This is a genomic window from Achromobacter veterisilvae (assembly GCF_900496975.1).
Lineage (GTDB): Bacteria > Pseudomonadota > Gammaproteobacteria > Burkholderiales > Burkholderiaceae_B > Achromobacter > Achromobacter veterisilvae.
Genome location: NZ_UFQC01000033.1, coordinates 1 through 24,487, shown reverse-complemented (window position 1 = coordinate 24,487; position 24,487 = coordinate 1). Strand labels below are relative to the sequence as shown.

The following is a 24,487-nucleotide window of genomic DNA, read 5'->3' as shown; positions in this document are numbered from 1 at the left end:
AGCCGCGCTAAAAAACAGGAGACAACCACAATGCAACCGACCTTTGCCTGCCCGCGGGCCTTCCGCAATAGTTCCGTGCGCCGCGCTCTCGCGGTGCTGGCCCTGGGCGCCTGCGCGCTGGGCGCGGCCGCCCAGCCGGCGCGTGCCGCCGCCTTTCCCGAACGTCCGATAAAAATGATCGTGCCGTTCGGGCCGGGCACCACCACCGATACCGTGTCCCGGATGATGGCGGACGCCATGTCCAAGTCGCTGGGACAGCCCGTCATCATCGAGAACCGGGCCGGCGCCGGCGGCTCCATCGGCACCGAACTCGTCGCGCGCGCCCCGGCCGACGGCTATACCCTGGTGATGGGCACGGTCGGCACACACGCCATCAACAAGGCCCTCTATCCCAAACTGGGCTACGACCCCTTGCGCGATTTCAAGCCGGTCGCGCTGGTCGGCTACACGCCGACGCTGCTGGTGGTCGGCGCCGGCTCGCCGATACGTACGCTACAGGACCTGGGGGCCGCCGCCGCCAAGCCCGGCGGCATCAGCTTCGCCTCCGCCGGAACCGGCACCTCCGGGCACCTGGCGGGCGAACTGCTGAAATCGCGCCTGGGCGGCACCATGGTGCACATCCCTTACAAGGAAGGCAGCCAGGCGCTGACCGACGTCATGTCGGGCCAGACCCAGTTCATGTTCTACCACCCCCTGGCCGTACTGCCGCACATCAAGTCCGGCAAGCTGCGCGCGCTGGGCACCTCCGTCATGCGCCGCAGCGCATCCGCGCCGGACGTGCCGACCATCGCCGAACAACTGGGCGGCGATTTCGACCTGCAGGCCTGGTTCATGCTGTACGCGCCCACCGCCACGCCCGCCCCCGTCCTGCAAACCCTGCGCGACTCCGCGGCGGCGGCGCTGTCCAATCCGGACATCGTCGCCAAGCTGGAAGCGCAGGGCCTGGAGAAAAGCGACGTGCCCATGGCGGGCATCGACAAGTTCGGGCAGGACGAACTGGCCAAGTGGTCCGATCTGATCCGGCAATCCGGCGCCCAGGCCAACTAGGCGGGGCCGGCGCCGTCGCGGCGCCGGCTGGTTTCTCAGGCGCTGGCCGGCCGGGCCAGGTTCCACATCAACGCCCGGAACGGCGCCAGCATGCTGACGTTGACCGCCAGCTTGATCGCCAGGTCGCCCAGCATCCAGGTGACCCAGGGCGTGCCCGTGGCGGCGAAGGCCACGCTGAAGAAGACCGCGGTGTCCAGGGCGGCGCCCAGGGTGCCCGACACCAGCGGCGCGCGCCACCAGCGCTGGTCGCGCAGGCGGTCGAACACCTGGATGTCCACCAATTGCGCGCAGATGTAGGCCAGGCCCGAGGCCAGCGCGATGCGGGGCGACGCCACCCACACCGACACCGCCAGGGCGGCGGCGAAGCCGAACCACACCACGCGGCGGGCCGCCGCCGGCCCGAAGCGGCGATTCAGCACGTCGGTCACCAGGAAGGCCACCGGATACGACAGCCCGCCCCAGGTCAGCCAATCGTTCAGGGGCACCTGGACCAGGATGTTCGAGCCCACCACCACCAGCAGCATGCACAGCACGGCGATGCCGAACTGTGCACGGCTCATGGGAGGAAAGCCCCTTGCCGCCGCCTTCATTTGCCGAACTCCTCCGCCAGTTCGCGGGAACGCCGCGCGGCGGCGGCCATGGCCTCCTCCACGATGCCGGCAAAGCCCGCGGCGCCGAAGGCGTCCAGCGCCGCGGCGGTGGTGCCACCCTTGGACGTGACGCGTTCGCGCAAGGTGGACAGCGGTTCGGAGGATTCCGCCGCCAGGCGCGTGGCGCCGGCCAGCGTGCCCAGGGCCAGCCGCTTGGCCTGTTCGGCCGTCAGGCCGACCTTCTGGCCGCCGGCGACCAGCGCCTCCAGGAACAGGAAGACATACGCGGGGCCGCTGCCGGACAGGGCCGTCACGCCATCGAGCGCCGCGTCGCCGTCCACCCAGACCACGTCGCCCACGCTGGACAGCAGCCGGGCCGCGAGTTCGCGATCGGCTTCGCTCACGCCGCCCAGGGCCGCCAGCCCGGTCGTGCCGGCGCCCACCAGGGCCGGCGTATTGGGCATGCAGCGCACCAGGCGGCCGAAAGGCGCCTCGGGCGTGCCCAGCCAGGCGGCCAGCGTATCGGCGCGGATCCCGGCCGCCACGCTTACCACCAATGTGTCGTCGCGCAACCACTGACGCGTGGAAGCCACAACGTCTTTCATGTTCTGTGGCTTGACAGCGAAAACCCACACGCGGGCGCGCGCCAGGGCCTCGTCCGGGGCCGTCGCGGTGGTCATGCCGCGGGCCTGCCAGGCGGCGTGCGCATCCTGGTTAATGTCAATGACGTGGATGCTCCCGGCGGCGCATACTTTGCCCGCGAGGCCCGATGCCAGGGCGGCTGCCATATTGCCGCCACCAATGAACGCAATCGAAAGTTCGTTTTTCATAGCCTGCGATTGTAAACGGTAGTCTCCGTGGGGAGAAAAAGGAAAAATGTTCGTTCGCGCCTAAAACGCGCAATTTGACAGGCGTTTAGACTGATGTGAAAGTCACGGTTTTGTCACAAACAATTCATAAGGTGTCGTGTTTTCCCGCGCCCGGACACCCCGGCTGCAACACGCCCAACCTGGAGGAACCTCACTATGCGATCCCACCGTATTGCCTTAACTTTTGCCGCCATCATGGCGGCTTTCGCGGGCGCCTCCGCGCATGCCGCCACCGAGATCCAGTTCTGGCACTCGATGGAAGGCGCGCTGGGCGACCGGGTGAACGGCCTTGTCGACGAATTCAACAAGAAGAACCCCGACTACCAGGTCAAGGCAGTTTACAAGGGCAACTACGGTGAATCCATGAACGCCGGCATCGCCGCGTTCCGCGCCGGCAACGCCCCCGACATCCTGCAGGTCTTCGAGGTCGGCACCGCCACCATGATGTACGCCAAGGGCGCCATCAAGCCGGTGCAGCAGATGTCCGAGGAAGTCGGCAACCCGATCGATCCGAAGGAATTCATCGGCGCCGTGGCCGGCTACTACTCGTCGGCCGACGGCAAACTGGTGTCGATGCCGTTCAACAGCTCGACGGTGGTGTTCTACTACAACAAGGACGCCTTCAAGAAGGCCGGCCTGGACGCCGACAATCCCCCCAAGACCTGGGAAGAGCTTGCCGCCGCTGGCCAGAAGCTGAAGGCCGCCGGCCAGGAATGCGGCTACACGACCTCCTGGCCGTCGTGGGTCCAACTGGAAACGTTCTCGGCCTGGCACAACGTGCCGTACGCCACCAAGGACAACGGTTTCGGCGGCCTGGACGCGCGCATCGCCATCAATACCCCGCTGCACGTGCGCCACCTGGACAACCTGGCCAAGCTGGGCAAGGAAGGCATCTTCATGTACGGCGGGCGCGGCGACGAGCCGAACTCGCTCTTCATCAGCGGCAAGTGCGCGATGATCACCGGCTCGTCCGGCCTGCGCGCCAACATCGCCAAGAACGCCAAGTTCGAATTCGGCACCTCGACCCTGCCCTATTACGCCGACGTGCAGGGCGCGCCGCAGAACACCATCATCGGCGGCGCCTCGCTGTGGGTCTTCGCCAACAAGAAGCCGGAAACCTACAAGGGCGTGACCGCGTTCTTCAAGTTCCTGGCCAGCCCGGAAATCGCCGCCCGCTGGCACCAGCAGACCGGCTACGTGCCCGTCACCAAGGCCGCCTACGAGCTGACCAAGAAGGAAGGCTTCTACGACAAGAACCCGGGCACCGAAGTCGGCGTCAAGCAATTGAACGTCGAAACCACCGCCCAGTCCCGCGGCCTGCGCCTGGGCTTCCTGCCGCAGATCCGCGAGATCGAGGACGCTGAAATCGAGCGCATCGTCTCCGGCAAGGTCGCCGCCAAGGACGGCGCCGAGAACATCGTCAAGCGCGGCAACGAACTGCTGGAAAAATTCGAGAAAAGTGTAAAGTAACTCGCTTCCCGCGAAGTTTTGCGCAAGGCTTAAGGCCCTGGTTCTTTTGGGGCTTTAAGCCTATCGTATTTTGTGAAGGCGGCTTCAGGCGGCGGTGATTCCAACCGCCGCTTTTCTGTACCTTGGGTTCCCCCTATGGAAAAACGCGTCGTATTCGGGCACAAGACCTTGCCCTATCTGCTGCTCCTGCCGCAGCTCATCATTACCGTGGTCTTCTTCTTCCTGCCCGCCGGACAAGCCATGTGGCAATCCCTGCGGCTCGAAGACGCCTTCGGCCTGTCCTCCGAATTCGTCGGGCTGGACAACTTCATGGACCTGTTCTCGCAACAGGCCTACCTGGATTCCTTCCGCGTCACCGCCGTGTTCTCCATCCTGGTGGCGGTCGTCGGCCTGGGCGTGTCCTTGCTGCTGGCCGTCATGGCCGACCGCGTCATCCGCGGCGCCGGGCTCTACAAGACGCTGCTGATCTGGCCCTACGCCGTGGCGCCCGCCGTCGTCGGCGTGCTGTGGCTGTTCCTGTTCTCGCCTTCCGTCGGCATCCTGGCCGTGGCCCTGCGCCAGGCCGGCGTCGACTGGAACCCGCGCCTGGACGGCAACCAGGCGATGCTGCTGGTGCTGATCGCCGCTGTGTGGAAGCAGATCTCGTACAACTTCCTGTTCTTCCTGGCCGGCCTGCAGTCGATTCCGCGCTCGCTCATCGAAGCCGCCGCGATCGACGGCGCCAGCCCCTCGCGCCGGTTCTGGAGCATCGTCTTCCCGCTGCTTTCCCCCACCACCTTCTTCCTGCTGGTGGTCAACATCATCTACGCCTTCTTCGACACTTTCGCCGTGGTGGACACCACCACGCAGGGCGGTCCCGGCACCTCGACCTCGATTCTGGTCTACAAGGTGTACAGCGACGGCTTCCGCGGCCTGGACCTCGGCTCGTCCGCGGCCCAGTCGGTGGTGCTGATGTTCATTGTGATTGCCTTGACGGTCGTGCAGTTCCGCTACGTCGACCGCAAAGTGCAGTATTGATTTTGTCCGAGGCTACAAACAATGGTTGAACGCCGTCCCTGGCTGGATATTCTGGCCCACGTCATCCTGCTCTGCGGCGTGGCGATGGTGGCATTTCCGCTCTACGTCACTTTTGTCGCGTCCACCCAGACCGCGCAGGAAGTGGCGTCCGCGCCGATGTCGCTCATTCCCGGCGAGCATTTCGTCGACAACTACATGCAGGCGCTGTTCGGCGGCTCGTCCGGCGGTTCGTCGGGCGCCCCGGTGGGCCGCATGATGTACGTCAGCCTGATCATGGCGCTGGCGATTTCCATCGGCAAGATCGCCATCTCGCTGCTGTCGGCCTTCGCGGTCGTGTACTTCCGCTTCCCCGGCCGGATGTTCTTCTTCTGGATGATCTTCGTCACGCTGATGCTGCCGGTCGAAGTGCGGATCGCTCCCACCTACAAAGTGGTGGCCGACCTGGGCCTGCTCAACAGCTACGCCGGCCTGACCCTGCCGCTGATCGCCTCGGCCACGGCCACTTTCCTGTTCCGGCAGTTCTTCCTGACGGTGCCGGACGAACTGATCGAGGCCGCGCGCATCGACGGCGCCGGCCCCGTGCGCTTTTTCCGCGACGTGCTGCTCCCGCTGTCCAAGACCAGCATCGCCGCGCTGTTCGTGATCCAGTTCATCTACGGCTGGAACCAATACCTGTGGCCGCTGCTGGTCACCACGCAGGAAGACATGTACCCCGTCGTCATCGGCATCAAGCGGATGATCAGCGGCGGCGACAGCGTGACCGAATGGAACATCACCATGGCCACCGCCATGCTCGCGATGATCCCGCCCGCGCTGGTGGTCATCCTGATGCAGAAATGGTTCGTCAAGGGTCTGGTCGACACTGAAAAATGACCTCGCGCCCTCGCCCACCCGAACACGACTCCGAACACGAATAACACATGGCTACTCTCAGCTTCCGCAAAGTCAAGAAAACCTACGCCGGCAACGTGCCGGTCATCCATGGCATCGACATGGACGTCAAGGACGGTGAATTCATCGTCATCGTCGGCCCCTCGGGCTGCGGCAAATCCACGCTGATGCGCATGGTCGCCGGCCTGGAAACCGTCACCAGCGGCGAGATCCTGATCGACGACAAGGTCGTCAACACCCTGGAACCCGCCGAACGCGACATCGCGATGGTGTTCCAGAACTACGCGCTCTACCCGCACATGACCGTGTTCGAGAACATGGCCTACGGCTTGAAGATCCGCAAGTTCTCCAAGGACGAGATCAAGAAGCGCGTGGACGCGGCCGCCCAGATCCTGGAACTCGGCCACCTGCTGGACCGCCGCCCCCGCGCGCTGTCCGGCGGCCAGCGCCAGCGCGTCGCCATGGGCCGCGCCATCGTGCGCGAACCCAAGGTCTTCCTGTTCGACGAACCGCTGTCGAACCTGGACGCCAAGCTGCGCGTGGCGATGCGCCTGGAAATCATGAAGCTGCATCGCCGCCTGGGCACGACCAGCCTGTACGTGACGCACGACCAGGTCGAGGCCATGACCCTGGCCCACCGCATGATCGTCATGTACCAGGGCGTGCCCGAGCAGATCGGCACGCCGATGGAAGTGTTCGAAAAGCCCGCCTCGACCTTCGTGGCCGGCTTCATCGGCTCGCCTCCCATGAACCTGATGGAAGTGAACGTGGCCGGCGACGGCACGGTCCAGAGCGCCGACGGCGCCCCGCTCGACATCTCGCCGCTGGAGGTGCCGTCTCAGGTCCGCGGCCGCAAGATCATCATGGGCATGCGCCCCGAACACATGCTGCTGAACACGCAGGGCGTGCCGGCGGAAGTGGAAATGGTGGAAACGCTGGGTTCCGAGCAACTGGTCCACTGCCGCTGCGGCAAGGCCACGCTGGTGGTGCGCTGCACGACGCGCCAGTTGTCCGAATCGTCGGCCAAGGTGGGCGCCCGCGTGAACGTGGGCTCGGACGGCCGCCATCCGCTGCACTGGTTCGAGGCCGACACCGGCCGCCGCGTGCAGGGGTTGTAATCACCGGGCCAGGCCCAGTGTCTGACAGCCGGGGATGAAGGTGTCTGACACCCGAGGAGATGACCCTCAATCCTCCGGGGCATCCCGCGGGTGTCAGACACCCGGCGAATAAAGATGATCGAGGGTGTCAGACACCCGGGAACGCCTGCTGCAACCCGCGAGAACATCTCGTACGGGTGTCAGACACTGAGCCCAGCGCCGACACCCGACCCTCCGCTTACTTGTAAACGGTCTTCGAGCCGTCCTTGTGCCAGGTGAACACGTCGAACTGGAAGTTCGTCAGGTCGCCCTGCTTGTTCCACGACACCTTGCCGATCGGGGTATCGAAGGAATTGGCGTGCAGGTACTTGGCGACCTTGGTCGGATCGTCGGTGCCCGCGCCCTTGATGCCGTCGGCGATGACCTGGGTGGCCGCGTAGGCCGTCATCTGGAAGGCGCCGCCGGCATTGCGCTTCTTGGCTTCGAACGCCTTGACGATCTCGGCGTTGGCCGCGTTCTGCGTGAAGTCGGCCGGCAGCGTCAGCAGCATGCCTTCAACCGCGTCGCCGGCGATGGCGTTGATGTCCGGGTTGCCCGTGCCTTCCGGACCCATCCACTTGGCCTTCACGCCCTGCTCGGCCGCCTGGCGCAGCAGCAGGCCCATTTCCGGGTGGTAGCCGCCGTAGTAGACGAAGTCCACGCCCTGGCTCTTGAGCTTGGTGATGACGGCCGAATAGTCGCTGTCGCCGGCGTTGATGCCTTCGAAGATCGCGACGGGCACGCCGCCCTTCTCCAGGTCGTTCTTGACGGCGGTGGCGATGCCCTGGCCGTACGACTGCTTGTCGTGCAGCACGGCGGCCTTCTTGGGCTTGATCTTTTCCAGAACGAACTTGGCGGCGGCGGGGCCCTGCTGGTCGTCGCGGCCGATGGTGCGGAAGATGAACTCGTAGTTCTTGCCGTCGGTCAGGGCCGGCGACGTGGCCGACGGGGTGACCATGACCACGCCTTCGTTGTTGTAGATGTCGGCGGCCGCGATGGTGGCGCCCGAGCACACGTGGCCCACGACGAAACCGATCTTGCTGTTGACGACGCGGTTGGCGGCGACGGGGCCCTGCTTGGGCTCGCAACCGTCGTCGATCACGACGGTTTCCAGCTTCTTGCCGTTGACACCGCCGGTGGCATTGATGCGCTCGACCGCGGTATCGACCCCTTCACGGACCATATCGCCATACTGCGTGACCGCGCCGGTGGTGGGGCCGACGACGCCGATCTTGATGGTTTGCGCCTGCGCTCCCGCGGCAAACGCCAAACCTGCGGCGACGCCGAGAGCGGCGATGACCGGGGTCAGACGAAATACTGGCTTCATGTTGGACTCCTCTAATGATTTGTAATCGTTAGTTTGTGCACCGGAGCGGACGCCGGATCATTTCCAGGCTCGGCGCGCCTGCTGGACTGTCCATTGGGCGGCGCTCGGCCTTGGTCACGCCCGGTTGCATTGCGATTGCACGGCAAGCATACACTGAAAAATAGCGCGTTTCGGGCCGTTTCCGGGGGGGATTTGACGCCCGTCGGGTTATTGCGCCGCCGCATTCCGCCGCGCTCCGGCTTATACCCGCCGCCGTATATGCAAAAGACGATTTATTCGTTTGCGTTACTAAGGCGGCGCGGCATCATGGCCGCCATGAGACTCCAACCGATCATCGTTCCCGGATGGAAAAACTCCGGGCCCCAACACTGGCAATCGCGCTGGGCCGAGCTGCTGCCGCACGCGCGGCGGGTCGAGCAGTCCGACTGGGAACAGCCGGCGCCGGCCGAATGGATCGCGGCGCTCGCGGCCGAAGTCAACCAGGCGCGCAGTCCGGTCCTGCTGATCGCGCACAGCCTGGGCTGCGTGGTCAGCGCCGCCCTGCCCGTGCCGCTGCGCGCCAAGGTCGCCGGCGCCCTGCTGGTGGCGCCGGCCGACGTCGAGCGCGAGGGCGCGCCCGCCTGCCTCAGGGCCTTCGCGCCCATTGCCCGCCAATCGCTGCCGTTCCAGAGCGTGGTGGTCGCCAGCGACGACGATCCCTACTGCCAGCTCGAACGCGCCCGGGGCTTCGCCCGCGATTGGGGCAGCCGGCTGGTGGTGCTGACGGGCGCCGGCCACATCAACGCCGAAAGCGGACTGGACGACTGGCCGCAGGGGCTCAAGCTCCTGGGCGCCCTGCGCCGCCGCGCGGCATGGCGGGTCACGCCTCCGCCCGAACGCATCGCGCCCATTCCCGCGCGGCCGCTTTCGCAGCATGCCTGAGCGCAAGCCGGGTCCGGCCCCGCGCTCATGACGTGTAAACGTCCTGACAACCATGTAATAAGCCGTTCCAGCCTTGCGCCCGCTGCGCCGGCGTTCCGCCGTGCGCGCCCGCGGGCCGCCCCGCCAGGCGCAACGTTGGTATTAATAATGTCGGGACTTGAAATATTTCGGGGCCGCATGGCCCCTAGAATCCCCCGGACTTGAACGCTGCCGGCGGGCGCCGCAGCCTGCCTCGACCGCGCCGCGGCGCACTCCGCGGCCTCCCCACGCCTACGCGTCCGCGGGCCCGCCCGCCGGCCTTCCCTCTTGCAGCAGAGGCTCCATCACTACGCTGTCAACCAGCTCTTGCTAGAAGGATTTCACATGGCAAAGCGTGTTGCTCTCATTGGACTCTCGTTCCGATTTCCCAGCACCGACACCGCCCGCTACTGGCCCGATCTTTTGCAGGGCCGCGATCTCGTCACCGAGATCGCCCCCGACCGCTGGGCCCCCGCCGCCTACCATCACCCCTTGCGCGAGCACCCCGGCACGTCCTATTCCCGGGCCGCGGGCTCGCTGGGCGACGTATCCGGCTTCGACGCCGAGTTCTTCGGCATCTCTCCGCGCGAAGCGAGCCTCATGGACCCGCAGCAGCGTCTGCTGCTGGAACTTGCCTGGGAGACCCTGGAGAATGCGGGCGTGAAGCCGTCCGGCCTGCGCGGCAGCGATTGCGGCGTCTATATCGGCGTCGCCAGCGCGGACTACGCGCACCGCGTGTCCGGCGACCTCGGCGTCGTCGACGCCTCGTTCGCCACCGGCAACGCCAGCAGCATCGCCGCCAACCGCATTTCCTACGTGTATGATCTGCGCGGCCCGAGCGTGGTCATGGACACCGCCTGCTCGTCGTCCATGGTGGCCTTCCACCACGCCTGCCGCGCCATCGAATCCGGCGAGATCTCGCAGGCCCTGGCCGGCGGGATCAGCCTGCATCTCCACCCCTACGGCTTCCTGGTCTTTTCCAAGGCCTCGATGCTGTCCCGCCAGGGCCGCTGCAACGTGTTCGACGCGGCCGGCGACGGCTATGTGCGCTCCGAGGGCGGCGGCCTGTTCCTGCTGAAGGACCTGGACCGCGCCGTCGCGGACGGCGATCCCATCCTCGCGGTCGTGGCCGGCTCCGCCATCAACACCGACGGCCGCAAGGCCGGCCTGACGGTGCCCAGCGCCGACGCGCAGGCCGAACTGCTGCGCCAGGCCTATGCCCGCGCCGGCATCGGCCCGGACGAGATCGACTACCTGGAAGCCCACGGCACGGGCACGCCCGTGGGCGACCCCATCGAAACACGCGCCATCGGCGAAGCGCTGGGACGCCGGCGGTCCCCGGACCGGCCGCTGCCCATCGGCTCGGTGAAAAGCAATATGGGGCACCTGGAGGCGGCGTCCGGCGTCGCCGGCCTGGTGAAGGCCGTGTACAGCCTGCGGCATCGCTGCGTGCCCGCCACCATCGGCATCCGCGAGCTGAACCCCGCGATACGCGCCCAGGAATGGAATCTCGACATCGTCACGCGGACCCAGCCGCTGCCCGCCGCGGGGCGCCTGGTGATCGGCGTGAACTCGTTCGGGTTCGGCGGTTCGAACGCGCACGTGATCCTGCGCAGCCCGGACGACGCGCCCGCCGCGGCGGCCGGCGCGGATGCGCCCGACGCGCCCGCCGACTTTCCGCTCATCGTGTCGGGCCGCAGCCCGCAGGCGCTGCGCGCCGCCGCGCGCGACATGGCCGAGCACTTCGCGGGACTGGACCGCGAGGCCCGCTACGACGCCGCCTTCCACGCCGCGCGCCGGCGCGACTGGCACGCGCATCGGGCCCTGGTCGCCTGCCGCGCGGACGGGGAAGACGCCGCGCAGACGCTGCGGCGCTTCGCCGAAGGCGATGCCGGCGCCGCCGTCCACACCGCGGAGCAGTTGGCCGATGCCCGAGGCCCCGTGTTCGTCTATTCCGGCAACGGTTCGCAATGGACCGGCATGGGCCGGCGCCTCCTCGATGACGAGGATTTCCGCGCCGCTGTCGACGAGGTCGACGCCCTGTTCGCGCCGCTGGCCGGCTATCTCCTGGCCGACGAACTGGCGGGCAGCCTGGACGCGGCGCGCTACGCGCGCACGGAATTCGCGCAACCCGCGCTCTTCGCCCTGCAGGTCGGCGTCACCCGCATGCTGGCGCGGCGAGGCGTCGAGCCGGCCGCGGTCATGGGACACAGCGTCGGCGAGGTCGCCGCGGCCTGGGCCTGCGGCGCGCTATCCCTGTCCGACGCCGTCCAGGTGATCCATCACCGCAGCCGCTTGCAGGGCACGACCCAGGGCAGCGGACAGATGACCGCCGTGGGCATCGACGGCGCCAGCGCGCAGGCGCTGCTGGCCGAGCTGGGGCTCGCCGCCAGCCTGTTCGTGGCCGGCTACAACAGCTCGCGCGGCGCCACCGTCGCCGGCGACAAGGCGGCGCTCTCGCGCCTGGAAGCCGCGCTGCACGCGCGCGGCGTGGCCAGCAAGCGGCTGGACCTGGACTATGCCTTCCACAGCCCGGCCATGGACGGCCTCCAGGCCGAACTGGCGGCCTCGCTGGATGCGCTGCGCCCCGGTCCCGCGCGCTGCCCGTTCCACTCGACCGTGGACGGCGCCGACCTGGCCGGCGAACGGCTCGACGCCGGCTACTGGTGGCGCAACATCCGCCAGCCGGTCCGCTTCGAGCAGGCCGCCTCGCGCGCTGTCGGGCAAGGCTGCAACCTCTTCATCGAAATCGGCCCCCATGCCGTGCTGCGCGGCTACGTCAACGACGCGCTCAAGTGCGCCGAGCGCGCCGGGCGGGTGCTGATCACGGCGACCCGGGGCGAAGACGACCCGGGCAAGATCCGCGCGGCCGCCTCGCAGGCCCTGCTGGCGGGCGCGGACGTGCGCTGGGACAGGCTGTTCCCGCGCCCCGGGCGATTCCACGCCCTGCCCGCGTATCCGTGGCAGCGCGAACGCCACTGGCACCCGGAAACCCCCGAATCGCTGGGCCAGCTCCAGCGGCACCACGTGCACCCCTTGCTGGGCTACCGCCTGGCCCAGCACGAGGCCGCCTGGGAGAACCAGCTCGACACGCACGTCCATCCGGCGCTTGCCGACCACGTCGTCGGCGACGCCGTCGTCTTTCCCGGCGCCGGCTTCGCCGAGCTGGCGCTGGCCGCGGCGCTGCAGCGGCATCCCGCCGCGCACGCCGAACTGGAGAACCTGGAAATCCACGCCCCGCTGCTGCTGGCGCCCTCGCCGTCCAAGCTGCTGCGCACCGCGATCGAGCCGGATGACGGCCGCGTGCGCATCCACGCGCGGGAGCTGGGCAGCGGCGACGCCTGGACCCTGCACGCCAGCGCCAGGCTGCTTTCCGAACCCTCGGATTCGCGGCTGCGCTCGCCCCTGCCCGCGCCGCCGGACCGCGCGCCCGACTTCCTGGCCGCCGACCACGAGGCGCTGACGCGCGCCGTGGGCCTGAATTACGGTTCCGCCTACCGGCTGATCGAACAGGGCTGGCGCCTGGACGCGGATACCGTGCTGGCCGTCCTGCGGCCGGACGACGGCGGCGGCGAAACCGAAGCGTCCCACCTGGCGCCGGCGCGGCTGGACAGCGCGTTCCAACTGGCCGCCCACCTGCTGAAGGACGAGGCCGCCGCCGGCCTGGGGCTGGCCTTCGTGCCGGTCCGCATCGGCAGGCTCTCGCTGTGCGCGGGCTCGCCCGCGCCGCGCTATGCGCAACTGCGGCTGCGCCGCCGGTCCGTCCACGCGCTGACGGTCGACATCTCGCTGTATGCCGACGGCGGCGAACCGGTGGCGGCGCTCTTCGAGGTCAGCCTGCGCAGCGTGCGCCTGTTGAAGGCCGCGGGAGACCGCCTCGGCTTCGTCGAAGAGGCCATGACGCCCCGGCCACGGGCCGGCGCCGCGTCCGGCGTTCCGCTGCCGGGGTTGCGGCAGGCCTTGTCCGACGCGCTGGAACGGGCCGCCGAGGACCCATGCTACGCGCGCTACGCCGAGGAGGCCGAACCCCTGCTGGACGCGCTCTGCGAACGCTACGGCATCGAAGCGCTGCGCGCCCTGGCCAATGCCGAGGGCCGTCTGGACGACGCCGCGCTGGCAGGCCATCGCGCCCGCGCGCCGGCGCTGGCGCCCTTCCTGGACATGCTGCTCCAGCGCGCCGAAGGCGCCGGCCTGGCGACCCGGGCCGGCGCCGGCTGGGCGCTGGCGCCGGAACTGGCCGGCGAACCCGCCGCCGCCGACATCTGGAACACGCTGGCCCGCGAGTACCCGGAACATTTCGGGCCGGCCCTGGCGGCCGGCCGGATCGGGCTGCGCCTGCCGGCGATGCTGCAAGGCCTGCATGCGCCGGAAGACGCGGCGGCCTCCCAGTTCACCCACCGCGACCTCGCCCGTCACCTGCTCGCCGCGCCGGCCCGCCAGAAGCTTGCCCAGGCGCTGGGCGGCATCTTCGCGGCCGCCCAGGACGCCTTGCCGCCGGGACGCCGCCTGCGCCTCCTGGAGGTCGGCGCGCACGCGCCCTGGTTCGGCGCCGACTGCTGCGCCGCCCTGGATTTCCGGCGCGCCGACTACCGCTATGCCGCGGCGGACGAGGACGGCCGCGAAGCCGCCGCCGCCAGGCTGGCGGACCATCCCGACGCCAGCGTGAGCCTGGTCGGCCTTGCGGACCAGGACGCCGGCGCCGCGGACGCAGCCGTGGACCTGGCCATCGTGCAGTGCAATTTCGACAACCTGGCCGGCACCCGCGCCGCGCTGCACGAGGCGCGCGCGCGCCTCGCGCCTGGCGCCGCGCTGATCCTGGTGGCGCACCATCCCGCGCGCTGGGCCGACTTCGTCTTCGGCGCCCGCCCCTCGTGGTGGATCGACGCCGTGGATGGCGGCAAGCTTTCCATGCAGCAGACGCCGGCCTTCTGGCGCCAGGAACTGCAGGCCCTGGGCTGCGCCTGCGAGCCGGCATTGGAACTCGCGCCTGGCGCCATGGCGGGAGCCTACGTGCTGTGCGCCCGCGCCGGCGAACTGCCGGAGGCCGCGCCAGCCGACCCGCAACTGCCCGCCGCGGCCGAACGCTGGCTGCTGCTGGCCGACGCGTCCGGCCCCGGCGCCACGCTGGCCGGCGAGCTGACGCAGGCCCTGCGCGCCAGCGGACGCGAGGCGACGCACCTGCCCCTGGAGGCAGGCACGTCCGCCGACTCCCTGCCCGCCCTGGCGCTGTCGGACACATACGAGCACGTGGTGCACGCCGCCGGCCTGTATGCCGGCGATGACGGCGCGCCCGCGCGCCGCTGCGCGCTGGCCGCCGCGGCCTTGCGCGCCTGCGAGCGCCACGGGCGGCCCGCCACGCTGTGGCTGCTGACCGCCGGCGCGCATCCGCCCGCCGGCACGCCGGCCGGCGGCCTCTCCAATCTGGCCGGCGCGGCGCTGGCCGGCTACGGACGCAGCCTGATGAACGAATCGTCTTCCGTCGCGGTCCGCCTGCTGGACCTGCCCGCCGCCGCGGCGGCCGCGCCGCTGGAAGCCGTCATGAACGAATTGCGCGATCCGGACACAGAGCAGGAGATCGCGCTGGCGCAGGACGGCGCGCGCTACGCGCTGCGCCTGCGCGTGGCGCCCCGGCCCCGGCCCGTCCCGGACCGCGCGCCGGACCTCCGGGTGCGCAAGCTGGGATTCGAGCTACCCGGACAATTGCGCAATCTGCGCTGGGAGTCCCATGAACGCCGGGCGCCCGCCGACGACGAGGTCGAGGTGCGCGTCCACGCCACCGGCCTGAACTTCCGCGACGTCATGTACGCGCTGGGCCTGCTGGCCGACGAAGCGCTGGAGAACGGCTATGCCGGCCCCACGCTGGGCCTGGAGTTCGCCGGCACGGTCGTGCGCTGCGGCGCCGCGGTCGAAGGCTGCGCGCCGGGAGACGCGGTGATGGGCTTCGGCCCCGCCAGCTTCGGCGACTACATCACCACGGGGACGACCGCGGTGGCCGCCATTCCCGAAGGCGTCTCGTTCGAGGCCGCCGCCACCATCCCCAGCACGTTCTTCACGGTGTATTACGCCCTGCATCACCTGGCGCGCCTCGCGCCCGGCGAAAAGGTCCTGATCCACGGCGCGGCGGGCGGCGTCGGCATCGCCGCCATCCAGTACGCCCAGTGGCGCGGCGCGGAGATCCACGCCACCGCGGGCACCGAGGAAAAGCGCGATTTCCTGCGCCTGATGGGCGTGTCCCACGTATATGACTCGCGCACGCTGGCGTATGCGGAGGACATCCTCGCGCGCACCGGCGGGCGCGGCGTGGACGTGGTGCTCAATTCGCTCGCGGGCGAAGCCGTGCGTCGCAACCTGGACGTGCTGGCGCCGTTCGGCCGCTTCCTGGAGCTGGGCAAGCGCGATTTCTACGAGAACACCCGCATCGGCCTGCGCCCCTTCCGCAACAACATCAGCTATTTCGGCATCGACGCGGACCAGTTGCTCGCCGGACGCCCAGAACTGGCGCGCCAGTTGTACGGCGAAATGATGGCGCTGTTCAACGAAGGCGCGCTGCGCCCGCTTCCCCAGCGCGTCTTCGAGGCGCGCGACATCGTCGATGCCTTCCGCTACATGCAGCAGTCGCGCCAGATCGGCAAGGTCGTCGTGACGTACCGCCGCGGCCTGCCTGAAGCGGCGGCGGACGGCCCCCGGCCCGCGCTGGCGTTCGGTCCCGACGGCAGCTATCTGGTCACCGGCGGCCTGTCCGGCTTCGGACTGCGCGCCGCGCAGTGGCTGGCCGACAAGGGCGCCCGCCATCTGGTGCTGGCCGGACGCGCCGGCCCAGCCTCGGAGGAAGCCCGGCAGGCCGTCGCGGCGTTGCGCGAACGCGGCGTCCGCGTCATGGCGCAGGCCTGCGACGTGACCGACGCCGGCCAATTGGAAGCGCTGCTTGCCCAGGTACGCGCGGACTTCCCGCCCCTGCGCGGCGTGATCCATGCCGCCGCCGTCATCGAGGACGGCCTGGCCCAGGGCGCGGACGAAGCGCGGATCGCCCGCGTGCTCGCGCCCAAGCTGCGCGGCGCGGTGCTGCTGCACGAACTGACCCGCGGCGATCCCCTGGACTGCTTCGTGCTGTTCTCGTCGGCGACCACCCTGTTCGGCAACCCCGGGCAGAGCGCCTACGTGGCCGCCAACGCGGGCCTGGAAGCCCTGGCGCGGCTGCGGCGCTCGCAAGGCCTGCCCGCCACCTGCCCGCGCTGGGGCGCCATCGACGACGCCGGCTACCTGGCCCGCAACGAATCGATCAAGCAGGCGCTGCAACACCGCATGGGCGGCGCCGCCACGCCGGCCGCGCTGGCGCTGGCGGCGTTGGAGGACATGCTGCTGTCGGGCGCGGGAGACCTGGGCGTGCTGGAACTGGACTGGCATGCGCTGGCCCGCCACCTGCCCGGCGCGGCCGCGCCCCGCTACGCCGATCTCGCCCGCCTGGCGGGCGATGCCCGCGACGAGGGCGGTTCGCCGGACGACCTGCTGGCGCAGCTTGCCGAACTGGACGACGCCGAACTGGCGCCGCGCGTCGTCGAACTGCTCAAGCAGGAGGTCAGCGAGATCCTCCGCGTGCCCGTCGACAGGATCGACCCCGGCCGCTCCCTGTACGACATCGGGCTGGATTCGCTGATGGGCGTCGAACTGGTGGTGGCGCTGGAAGGCCGCTTCGGCATCCGCCTGCCCGTCATGGCGCTCAGCGAAAGCCCCACGCTCGACAAACTGAGCGCGCGCCTGATCCAGGCCCTGCGCGGCGACGCCCGCCCCGAGGGCGGCGACGGCATCTCCACGCACATCGAGCGCCTCGCCTCCCAGCACGCGGAGCAGGTGGCCCCCGAGGACATCGACGCGATCGCCCGCCGGGTGCGCGCAGGCCGGGCGGAAGCCGGGCAAGGACTGGCCCAATGACGCGCGACGCCACCGTGGACAAACGCAGCCCCGGCCTCGCCGCCGGCATCAAGCAACGGCTGATCCAGGACGCGCTGCAGCGCAAGCTGAAAAGCGCGGGCCGGCAGCCGGCCGCCGCCGCCGCGAGCGGACAGGACGTGCCCGAGCAGCACTACCGCTTTGCGCTGCATCCGGGCTACCAGCAGTTGCGCATCATCAGCGAGGGCGCGGCCAGGCTGGGCGTGAGCAGCCCGTTCTTCAAGCTGCACGAAGGCAACGCCGGCGCCTCGACCCGCATCGCGGGCGACGCCTATCTCAACTTCGCCAGCTACAACTACCTGGGCCTGTCCGGCGATCCGGCCGTGAGCGAAGCCGCCAAGCTCGCCGTCGACCGCTACGGCACGTCGGTCTCGGCCAGCCGCCTGGTGTCGGGCGAACGTCCCGTGCATCGCGAGCTGGAGGAGGCGCTGGCCGCGCTCTACGGCGTGGACGCCGCCGTCACCTTCGTCAGCGGCCATGCCACCAACGTGTCGACGCTGGGCCTGCTGTTCGGGCCCAACGACCTCATCGTGCACGACGAACTGATCCACAACAGCGTGCTGCAGGGCATCCAGCTCTCCGGCGCCAAGCGCCTGCCCTGCCCCCACAACGATCCCGACGCGCTCGACGCGCTGCTGCGCGTCCACCGCCGCGATTTCGAACGCGTGCTGGTGGTGCTGGAGGGCCTCTACAGCATGGACGGCGACTACCCCGACCTTCCCCGCTACGTCGAGGTCAAGCGCCGCCACCGGGTGTTCCTGATGGTGGACGAGGCGCACTCGCTGGGCGTGATGGGCGCGCGCGGCCACGGCATCCGCGAACACTTCGGCCTGGAAGGCGGCGACGTGGATGTCTGGATGGGCACGCTCAGCAAGACGCTGGCGGGCTGCGGAGGCTATATCGCGGGCGAAGCTGCGCTGGTGGAGCACCTGAAGTTCCTGGCGCCGGGCTTTCTGTACAGCGTCGGCATGCCGCCGCCCGTGGCCGCGGCCAGCCTCGCGGCGCTGCGCCGCATGCGCGAACTGCCGGAGCGCGTTGCCGCGCTGCAGGCGCGGGGCGCCAGCTTCCTGGCCCGGGCGCGCCGCGCCGGCATCGACACCGGCACCAGCGCCGGCCTGGCGATCGTGCCCGCCATCGTCGGCAACTCGATCCGGGCCGCCCGCCTGTCCGCCGCGCTGTTCGCGCGCGGCATCAACGCGCAGCCCATCCTGTATCCCGCCGTCCCCGAGCAGTCGGCGCGCCTGCGCTTTTTCCTGTGCAGCGAGCACAGCGAGGCCGACGTCGCCCGCGCGGTGGACGCCCTGGCCGAAGAGATCGAACGCCTGTAGGCCCGGCCCGCGGCTCAGGCCGCGGGCATCAACCCCATGTGCGCCAGGAACGCCTGTCCCAGGTCGCTCGCCGCCAGCGGAGCGGCCGCCGACCGCGCCGTCCCGTCCGGGCGCCAGATCAGATAGTCCGTCTCGCCCGACGGCGCGCCCAGGCGCCGGTAGACGCCGGGCATGATCGGCACGTGATCGCCATAGACGCACAGTCCCGCCGGGCGCGGCAGGGCCGCGAGCGCGGACGCGAGCATCCCGAACATGGCGTCGGCGTTGCGCAGGTGGCGGCAATAGGCGACGAGGTCCCGGCAGTCCGCCGGCAGCGGCTCGCGGCAGACGGCCGCCTCGTCCGCGGCGTCGACGCGCTCCCAGTGCAGCGGCCCGTGGTTCTCCATGGTGATGACGTGCACGTACAGCGGCTCGGCCCGCTCGCGCGCCAGCAGGCCGGTCACGCGCGCGGCCAGCTCCCGGTCGCCCACGTAGGGCTGGCCGGGCGCGCCGCCCTCGAAGGCCGAAATGTCGATGAATTCGTCGAACCCGAGCAAGGGTAATACCCGGTCGCGTCCATAGAAACCGCCGTGGTACGGATGCACGCACACGGTCCGGTAGCCCAGCCCGCGCAGGTAGCCCGCCAGCGAGGCCAGGCCGGTGCGCGCCAGGCGCCGGTACGGCTGGTAGCGGTGCACGCCCTGCCGGCCCGCGTCCAGCCCCGACAGGAAGGCGAATTCGGTGCGCACGGTATTGGCGCCCCAGGACGCCACCCGCAGCGGCCCGTGCGCGCAGGCCCGCGCGCGCAGGGCGTCGAACTCCGCGAGCAGTCCGGGGCGAAGCTGGGGATAGCGGGCCCGCGGATCGAAGAATGACTCGCTCTGCACGGACACCAGGTCCGGCAGCGCTTCCGGCCGAGCCGCCGGCGGAACGGAAAACGGCGTGGCCGGAGGCGCCTTCATCTGCCGTTCGCTGCGCGCATAGCCCCACAGGGCCGCGGCCAGCCCCAGCCGGCGCAGGTCCTTGCGCGCCTCGAAGGTGATACGCCGCGGCCGGCTTCCCGCCGCGGCGGCGATCGCCGCGCCGCCCAGCCCCAGCGCGCAGACGCCCGCCCAGGAAAGCCCGGGCGCCTCCAGCATCAGGCCCGCGGCCAGGGCCGCGCCGGCGCCCGCCGCCGCGCCCAGCGCCCGCCAGAGGCCCAGGAACGGCAGGTACAGCCGGGGATGGCGCAGCGCGTCCGTGAAATACTCGAAATCGGCCCAGACAAAGGGTTCCCGCAGCGCCTGGTACTTGGCGTTGTCGACCACCACGATCAGGCCGGCGCCGGCCAGCGCCAGCGCGGCCGCGAAGTACGGCCGGCGCACCAGCGCCCAGGCCAGGGCGAAGGCCAGCATCCACAGGCCGGCGTGCAGGAGCACGGCGCTGGCCGGCCTGCGCCACGGCGGCCGCGGGCGCAAAGACAGGCAGGCCTCCAGCGCCCAGGACAGCGCCAGCCCGCCCGCCAGCGGCACCGCCGCGGCCGCGGCGAATTCCTCAGGCGCCATAGCCCAGCCAGCGCAGGATGCGCCCGGAAAGTCCCGGCGGCAGGCCGGCCAGCAGCCAGCACCCCAGGTTCAGCGGAAACGGAAAGCTGATGCGCGCGCGGTCCGCGGCCAGCCCGCGGCGCACGCGCCGCGCGGCGCGCGCGGCATCCCATTCGAACGGCTTGGGCCCGGGCATGGCCGCGCACATCGGCGAGGTCACGTATCCCGGCATCACCACGTTGACGCGCACCCCCTGCCCGGCCAGGCCATCGCGCAGCGCCTCGCCATACGCCTTCAGCGCGGCCTTGCTGGCGCTGTAGCTGGGCGTGGCGGGCAACCCGCGCCAGGCCGCCTGGGAACTCATGAGGGCGATCTGGCCCGCGCCCCGGCGGCGCATCCGCTCGCCCAGCGCGTGGGCGATCGCCATCGACGCCCGCACGTTGACCTCCAGCAGGCCTTCCACGTCGTCCCAGACTTCTCCCTGCCCCGGCCGCGGCGCCGAAATATTGACGCCCGCATTGACGATGGCGAGGTCCGGCGGCGCCTCGTCGGCCAGCGCGTCCAGCCAGGTCCGCAGCGCCTCGCGGTCGCGCAGGTCCAGCGCGGCGGTGCGAGCGCGCGCGCCGCGCGCCTCGCAGCGAGCGGCCAGGTCGCGCAGCACGTCCAGGCGCCGTCCCTGCAACACCAGCGCCACGCCGGGCGCGGCATATTCTTCGGCCAGCGCCTGGCCGATGGCGCCCGTGGCGCCCGTGATCAGCACGTTCAAGGCAGTCTGCGTCATATCATGTCCTCCAGCGGCGAACGCGGCCGCTGCATCCGCTCGGCCGCGCCGCGCACGGCCAGCGAAATGCCCGGCTCGCTGTAGAAGCCGCCATTGACCTGCGTGGCGTGGACCACCGCCGCCTTGAACGACCGGAACAGCGCCCGGTCCGGCGGCTCGGCCGCCCGCCAGAATTCGTCGAGCGGGCCCTGGAACGTCAGCCCTTCCAGATGATAGATGGCGCTGCTCAGCGCCACGGTCGGGCAGCCGTGTTCCAGCGCCGCCGAGCCGACCGTGCTATTGACGGTCACCACCCCCGCCGCGCGCGCCAGCAGGCTGGGCAGATGGCCCCGCTCCAGGTAGACCACGCGCTCCGCCACGCCATAAGTGCGCGCCAGTTCGCGCACCCCGGTCTCGTGGTCCGCCACGCCGGGATCCAGCGGATGGTTCTTCACCACCAGCAGGCTGTCGGCGGGCGCGTGCTGCGCGAAGGACGCGATCGTCAGCGCCGCCACCTGGCGCATGCCGTGAAAGGGCGAATGGTCCCTGATCTGCGCGTCGCCGTCGAGCTGCAGCGGCAACAGGTAGTACGGCCGCGAACCGGAGGTGACGCGCGCCACCGCCACCGCGTCGGCCTGCCCGCGCCACCGCAGCGCCGCCGCGCGCCGCAGGTAGGCGGCGTATTCGCGCGCCGCGCCATAGGGCGCGTGGCTGCGGTAGCGCGGGAAGCAGAGCGCATTCAGCGCCCCGCAGAGATGGTACGCAACGTCGTGCCCCGCGCGGTTCCAGAACGGCGCCCGGAAGGGCCGCGGCTCCGGCGCGGGCGCCGCCCGAGCCGCCTCGCGATACCACGCGGGATCGCGCGGCAAGGCGGAATGCGCGTTCACGCCGCCGCGCTCCAGCGTGATCCAGTGCGGCCGGAAATAGCCCTCCTCGAACACGTGGACCCGCAGCCCCTGCCTGCGCGCCAGTTCGATCGCCGGCCGGTGCACAGGACGGCGGTCGCCGAACAGGACGATATCGGTCGCGGCGCGCTCCGCGAACGCGGATGCGTAGAACTGCGGCAGGGCCTGCGCGCGGCCCCGGAACGCGCGCGCGTCGCCGTTGCGCCAATAGGCGGCGTCGCCCGCGGTGAAATTCACCTTGGACACCGCCGCGCCGTCGGCCCGCAGCCGCGCGCCCAGTTGCGAGAAGAACGGGGAGCACACGCCCTGCAGGAAAAGATAGGACCGCCTCATGGCGCGAACCGCGCGCGCAGCAGCGTGTCCAGCTTGCGCCACTGGCGCCGCGCATAGCCGGCCCGCAGGCTCTTCAGCCTGCCTTCGCGTTCCAGCGCGTCGCGGGTTTCGGCTATCCGGCACAGGACCGCCTCGCAGGTGGTGTAGCCCCTGAGTTCCCAATCCCAATAGACCGGGTAGCGCAGCAACGCCCCGGCCACCAGTTCGTCCAGCGTCAGGGCCCGTTCGCGGCGCGGCATGTCCATGCGGTCCTCGGTCAGGCCCCAGCCCGCGTAGAACGGCCGGCCGTGCGTCACCACCCGCTTGCCCCGCAGCAGGGCGTCGAAACCGGAGAGCGAGGTCATGGTGTGCACCACGTCGCAGGCGTCGATGCACGACACGACCGACGCCTCGGTCTCGACGTGGTCGGCCAGCCCGCCCAGTTCGCCGCGCGCCACCGCGCCGCGCCGGTTGCCCGAGGCCACGTCCGGATGCGGCTTGTAGACGATGTAGCCGTCGGGGTGCGCCTGGCGCGCCTGGCGCAGCAGCGCCAGGTTGTCCGCCACCGGACCGCAGCCCAGCCGCACGGAAACGTCGTCCTCGACCTGGCCCGGCACCAGCACCACCTCCCTGCCCTGCGCGCGCCAGGCCACCGGCCGCGCCGGCTCCAGGTTGTACTTGGTGATGCCGTGCGCGACCATGAAGGCCCGCGCCCGGCGGGCGGCGGCCAGTTCCCCCGGCGTGAAGCGCGCGCGGTTCAAAGTCTGTTCCAGGTCGCTCGGACGGCTCGGATCGAAGTACATGCCCTGCCCGTCCAGCGCCAGGCTCAAGGGCCGTATCAGGTCCGACCCCAGGCCGACCGAGCGCACGAAACCGTCTTCCATGCGCAGCATGGGGCAGCCGGCCTGGGCGGCCAGCCGCGCCAGGCCGTCGGGCGCCCGCGCGCTCCAATGGACCAGGGCGTCCCCGGGGCCGGGCGCCAAGGCCTGCGCGCGCCGCGCGTCCGGGACGAACAGCACGCGTCCGGCCCGCAGCGACAGCATCGGCCGCACGTTGGCGGCCTTCCAGCGCCTGAAGCCCACGCAGATCATCCGGCGCGGCAGGCGCTCCGCCATGATCCGCTGCCGCAGCAGCCAGGAAATCGCGTCGAAGATGCTGCCCTGCCGGCGGCTGACCGGGTCCAGGTAGCGGGTGTAATGGAAATAGGCCGCGGCGAACAGCTCGCGCACGCTGCGCCGGCGCGTGCGCCGTGCGCACCGCTGGCGGTCGCGCGTCAGCCCCCAGCCCGCATACCAGGGCATGCCCAGGCACGTGACCGGTTTGCCCAGCAGCAGGCCCTCGAAGCCCATCTGCGAGCTGACCACGTACAGGTGGTCCACCTGCTCCAGCAGCGCCAGGGGATTCACCTCCTCGCGCAGCACCCGCGTGTCGGCGTCATCGGCGACGTGCGTCAGGTAGCCCGCCTTCCGGCCTTCGCTCACTTCGGGATGCGTCTTCACGATGCACAGCGCGCCGGGATGCTCGCGCCGCGCCGTCTCCAGCAGTTCGGCGAAGGTGGACGCGTCGGCGCCGCCCAGCGTCACGCTCATGTCGCCCACCGTCTGGTCCACCACCAGCACGCACTTGCGGCCGCCAGCCGACAGCGGCGGGCAGTCGGCGCCCGCGTGGTTGTACTTGCTGAGGCGATGGGCCTTCACCAGCGCCATCGCCTCGTCCACGTCGTCCTCGATGCCCGCGAGCAGGTCGAGATCCGAAGCCAGCATGCGTTCCAGCGCGGACGGGCGGGTCCCGTCGTAGTAGATGCCTTCCGGGTCCACCACCATCGACACCGTCGGATAGTCGGCGCCCGCGCCGAACGACCGCAGGAATCCGTCCTCCAGCGCCAGGTAGGGCACGCCCAATTGGGCGGCCCGCTTGCGCGCCGCCTGCGCCGAGGGACGCAGCCCCCAGCCCGCCACGGCGTCCGGCCGCCTGCCGTTCAGGCCCGCCAGGGCGTTTCCCCGCCGGACCGGCGCGCCCAGCAAGGCTTCCAGGAAAGGGATGCGGGCGACGCCCGCGGAATGGATTTCTATCATGCGTCGGGCCGGCGCTTGCTCCGCGTCGAAGGCGTGCTCACAGGCGCAGGTCGGACTGGTCCGCCGGCAGCACGTACTTCAGGTCATAGAGAATGTGGTCCGCCCTGCCCAGCTTGCGGATGCCCTCCGCGCCCAATTCCGTGAACTGGTGATGCGCCACGCCCAGGATCACGGCGTCGTACTTGCCCGCCTCGGGCTTGGCGACCGGCTCGATGCCGTACTCGTGCATGGCTTCTTCGGCATCCACCCACGGGTCGTACACGTCGACCGCCACGTTGTAATCGCCCAGTTCGCGCACGATGTCCACGATGCGGGTGTTGCGCAGGTCCGGGCAGTTCTCCTTGAACGTCAGGCCCATCACCAGCACGCGGG

General features: G+C 70.3%; 16 protein-coding genes. 8 read left to right on the top strand and 8 right to left on the bottom strand.

Annotated features, from left to right (window positions below):
• Positions 1-30 precede the first annotated feature (30 nt).
• On the top strand, positions 31-1,047 hold the full coding sequence (locus tag AVE30378_RS24420; RefSeq protein WP_129244445.1) for a Bug family tripartite tricarboxylate transporter substrate binding protein: 1,017 nt from the start codon (positions 31-33) through the stop codon (positions 1,045-1,047).
• Between the two features lie 35 nt (positions 1,048-1,082).
• Here AVE30378_RS24420 and AVE30378_RS24415 read toward each other — a convergent pair whose 3' ends face one another.
• The gene (locus AVE30378_RS24415; RefSeq protein WP_129244444.1) at positions 1,083-1,637 is read right to left on the bottom strand and encodes a queuosine precursor transporter; all 555 of its coding nucleotides are present in this window, start codon (positions 1,635-1,637) and stop codon (positions 1,083-1,085) included.
• Positions 1,634-2,467 (bottom strand): pyrroline-5-carboxylate reductase, encoded by an 834-nt coding sequence (gene proC / locus AVE30378_RS24410; protein WP_129244442.1) that lies wholly within the window; start codon positions 2,465-2,467, stop codon positions 1,634-1,636. The genes AVE30378_RS24415 and proC overlap by 4 nt, the downstream gene beginning before the upstream one ends.
• Before the next feature lie 195 nt (positions 2,468-2,662).
• Here proC and ugpB point away from each other — a divergent pair, with 195 nt between their 5' ends.
• The 4 genes from ugpB (at position 2,663) to AVE30378_RS24390 (ending at position 7,002) form a co-directional block, all read left to right on the top strand.
• A complete protein-coding gene (gene ugpB / locus AVE30378_RS24405) occupies positions 2,663-3,976 on the top strand; it encodes a sn-glycerol-3-phosphate ABC transporter substrate-binding protein UgpB (RefSeq protein WP_129244440.1) in 1,314 nt (437 codons plus the stop codon).
• 135 nt (positions 3,977-4,111) lie between these two features.
• Entirely contained in the window at positions 4,112-4,993 is an 882-nt protein-coding gene (ugpA, locus tag AVE30378_RS24400) for a sn-glycerol-3-phosphate ABC transporter permease UgpA (protein ID WP_129244438.1), read from the top strand.
• 21 nt (positions 4,994-5,014) lie between these two features.
• On the top strand, positions 5,015-5,866 hold the full coding sequence (gene ugpE, locus AVE30378_RS24395) for a sn-glycerol-3-phosphate ABC transporter permease UgpE (RefSeq protein ID WP_129244436.1): 852 nt from the start codon (positions 5,015-5,017) through the stop codon (positions 5,864-5,866).
• Positions 5,867-5,913: 47 nt separating this feature from the next.
• Positions 5,914-7,002: a sn-glycerol-3-phosphate import ATP-binding protein UgpC gene (locus tag AVE30378_RS24390; protein ID WP_129244434.1), complete on the top strand. Its 1,089-nt coding sequence runs from the start codon at positions 5,914-5,916 to the stop codon at positions 7,000-7,002.
• A gap of 217 nt (positions 7,003-7,219) precedes the next feature.
• Here the strand turns inward: AVE30378_RS24390 and AVE30378_RS24385 are convergent, their stop codons facing one another.
• Positions 7,220-8,347, bottom strand: coding sequence for a branched-chain amino acid ABC transporter substrate-binding protein (locus tag AVE30378_RS24385; RefSeq protein ID WP_129244432.1), 1,128 nt, complete (start codon positions 8,345-8,347; stop codon positions 7,220-7,222).
• 315 nt (positions 8,348-8,662) lie between these two features.
• On the opposite strand from AVE30378_RS24385, the gene AVE30378_RS24380 reads away from it, so the two are divergent.
• The 3 genes from AVE30378_RS24380 to AVE30378_RS24370 all read left to right on the top strand — a co-directional run bounded on the left by AVE30378_RS24380 (position 8,663) and on the right by AVE30378_RS24370 (position 18,561).
• Positions 8,663-9,268, top strand: a complete 606-nt coding sequence (locus AVE30378_RS24380; RefSeq protein WP_129244526.1) for an RBBP9/YdeN family alpha/beta hydrolase — start codon at positions 8,663-8,665, stop codon at positions 9,266-9,268.
• Positions 9,269-9,631: 363 nt separating this feature from the next.
• Positions 9,632-17,215: a type I polyketide synthase gene (locus AVE30378_RS24375; RefSeq protein WP_129244430.1), complete on the top strand. Its 7,584-nt coding sequence runs from the start codon at positions 9,632-9,634 to the stop codon at positions 17,213-17,215.
• Entirely contained in the window at positions 17,212-18,561 is a 1,350-nt protein-coding gene (locus AVE30378_RS24370) for an aminotransferase class I/II-fold pyridoxal phosphate-dependent enzyme (protein ID WP_129244428.1), read from the top strand. Before AVE30378_RS24375 ends, AVE30378_RS24370 begins: the two co-directional genes overlap by 4 nt.
• A gap of 14 nt (positions 18,562-18,575) precedes the next feature.
• Here AVE30378_RS24370 and AVE30378_RS24365 read toward each other — a convergent pair whose 3' ends face one another.
• The 5 genes from AVE30378_RS24365 to AVE30378_RS24345 form a co-directional block, all read right to left on the bottom strand.
• Positions 18,576-20,084 (bottom strand): LTA synthase family protein, encoded by a 1,509-nt coding sequence (locus AVE30378_RS24365; protein WP_129244426.1) that lies wholly within the window; start codon positions 20,082-20,084, stop codon positions 18,576-18,578.
• Complete coding sequence (locus AVE30378_RS24360; protein WP_129244425.1) at positions 20,074-20,844, bottom strand: SDR family NAD(P)-dependent oxidoreductase; 771 nt, start codon at positions 20,842-20,844, stop codon at positions 20,074-20,076. The genes AVE30378_RS24365 and AVE30378_RS24360 overlap by 11 nt, the downstream gene beginning before the upstream one ends.
• Complete coding sequence (locus tag AVE30378_RS24355) at positions 20,841-22,061, bottom strand: capsule biosynthesis protein (RefSeq protein WP_129244423.1); 1,221 nt, start codon at positions 22,059-22,061, stop codon at positions 20,841-20,843. Before AVE30378_RS24355 ends, AVE30378_RS24360 begins: the two co-directional genes overlap by 4 nt.
• The gene (locus AVE30378_RS24350; protein WP_129244421.1) at positions 22,058-24,115 is read right to left on the bottom strand and encodes a capsular polysaccharide biosynthesis protein; all 2,058 of its coding nucleotides are present in this window, start codon (positions 24,113-24,115) and stop codon (positions 22,058-22,060) included. Before AVE30378_RS24350 ends, AVE30378_RS24355 begins: the two co-directional genes overlap by 4 nt.
• 37 nt (positions 24,116-24,152) lie before the next feature.
• Positions 24,153-24,487: UDP binding domain-containing protein (locus AVE30378_RS24345; protein WP_279636208.1), on the bottom strand; the 335-nt coding region annotated here is incomplete at its 5' end.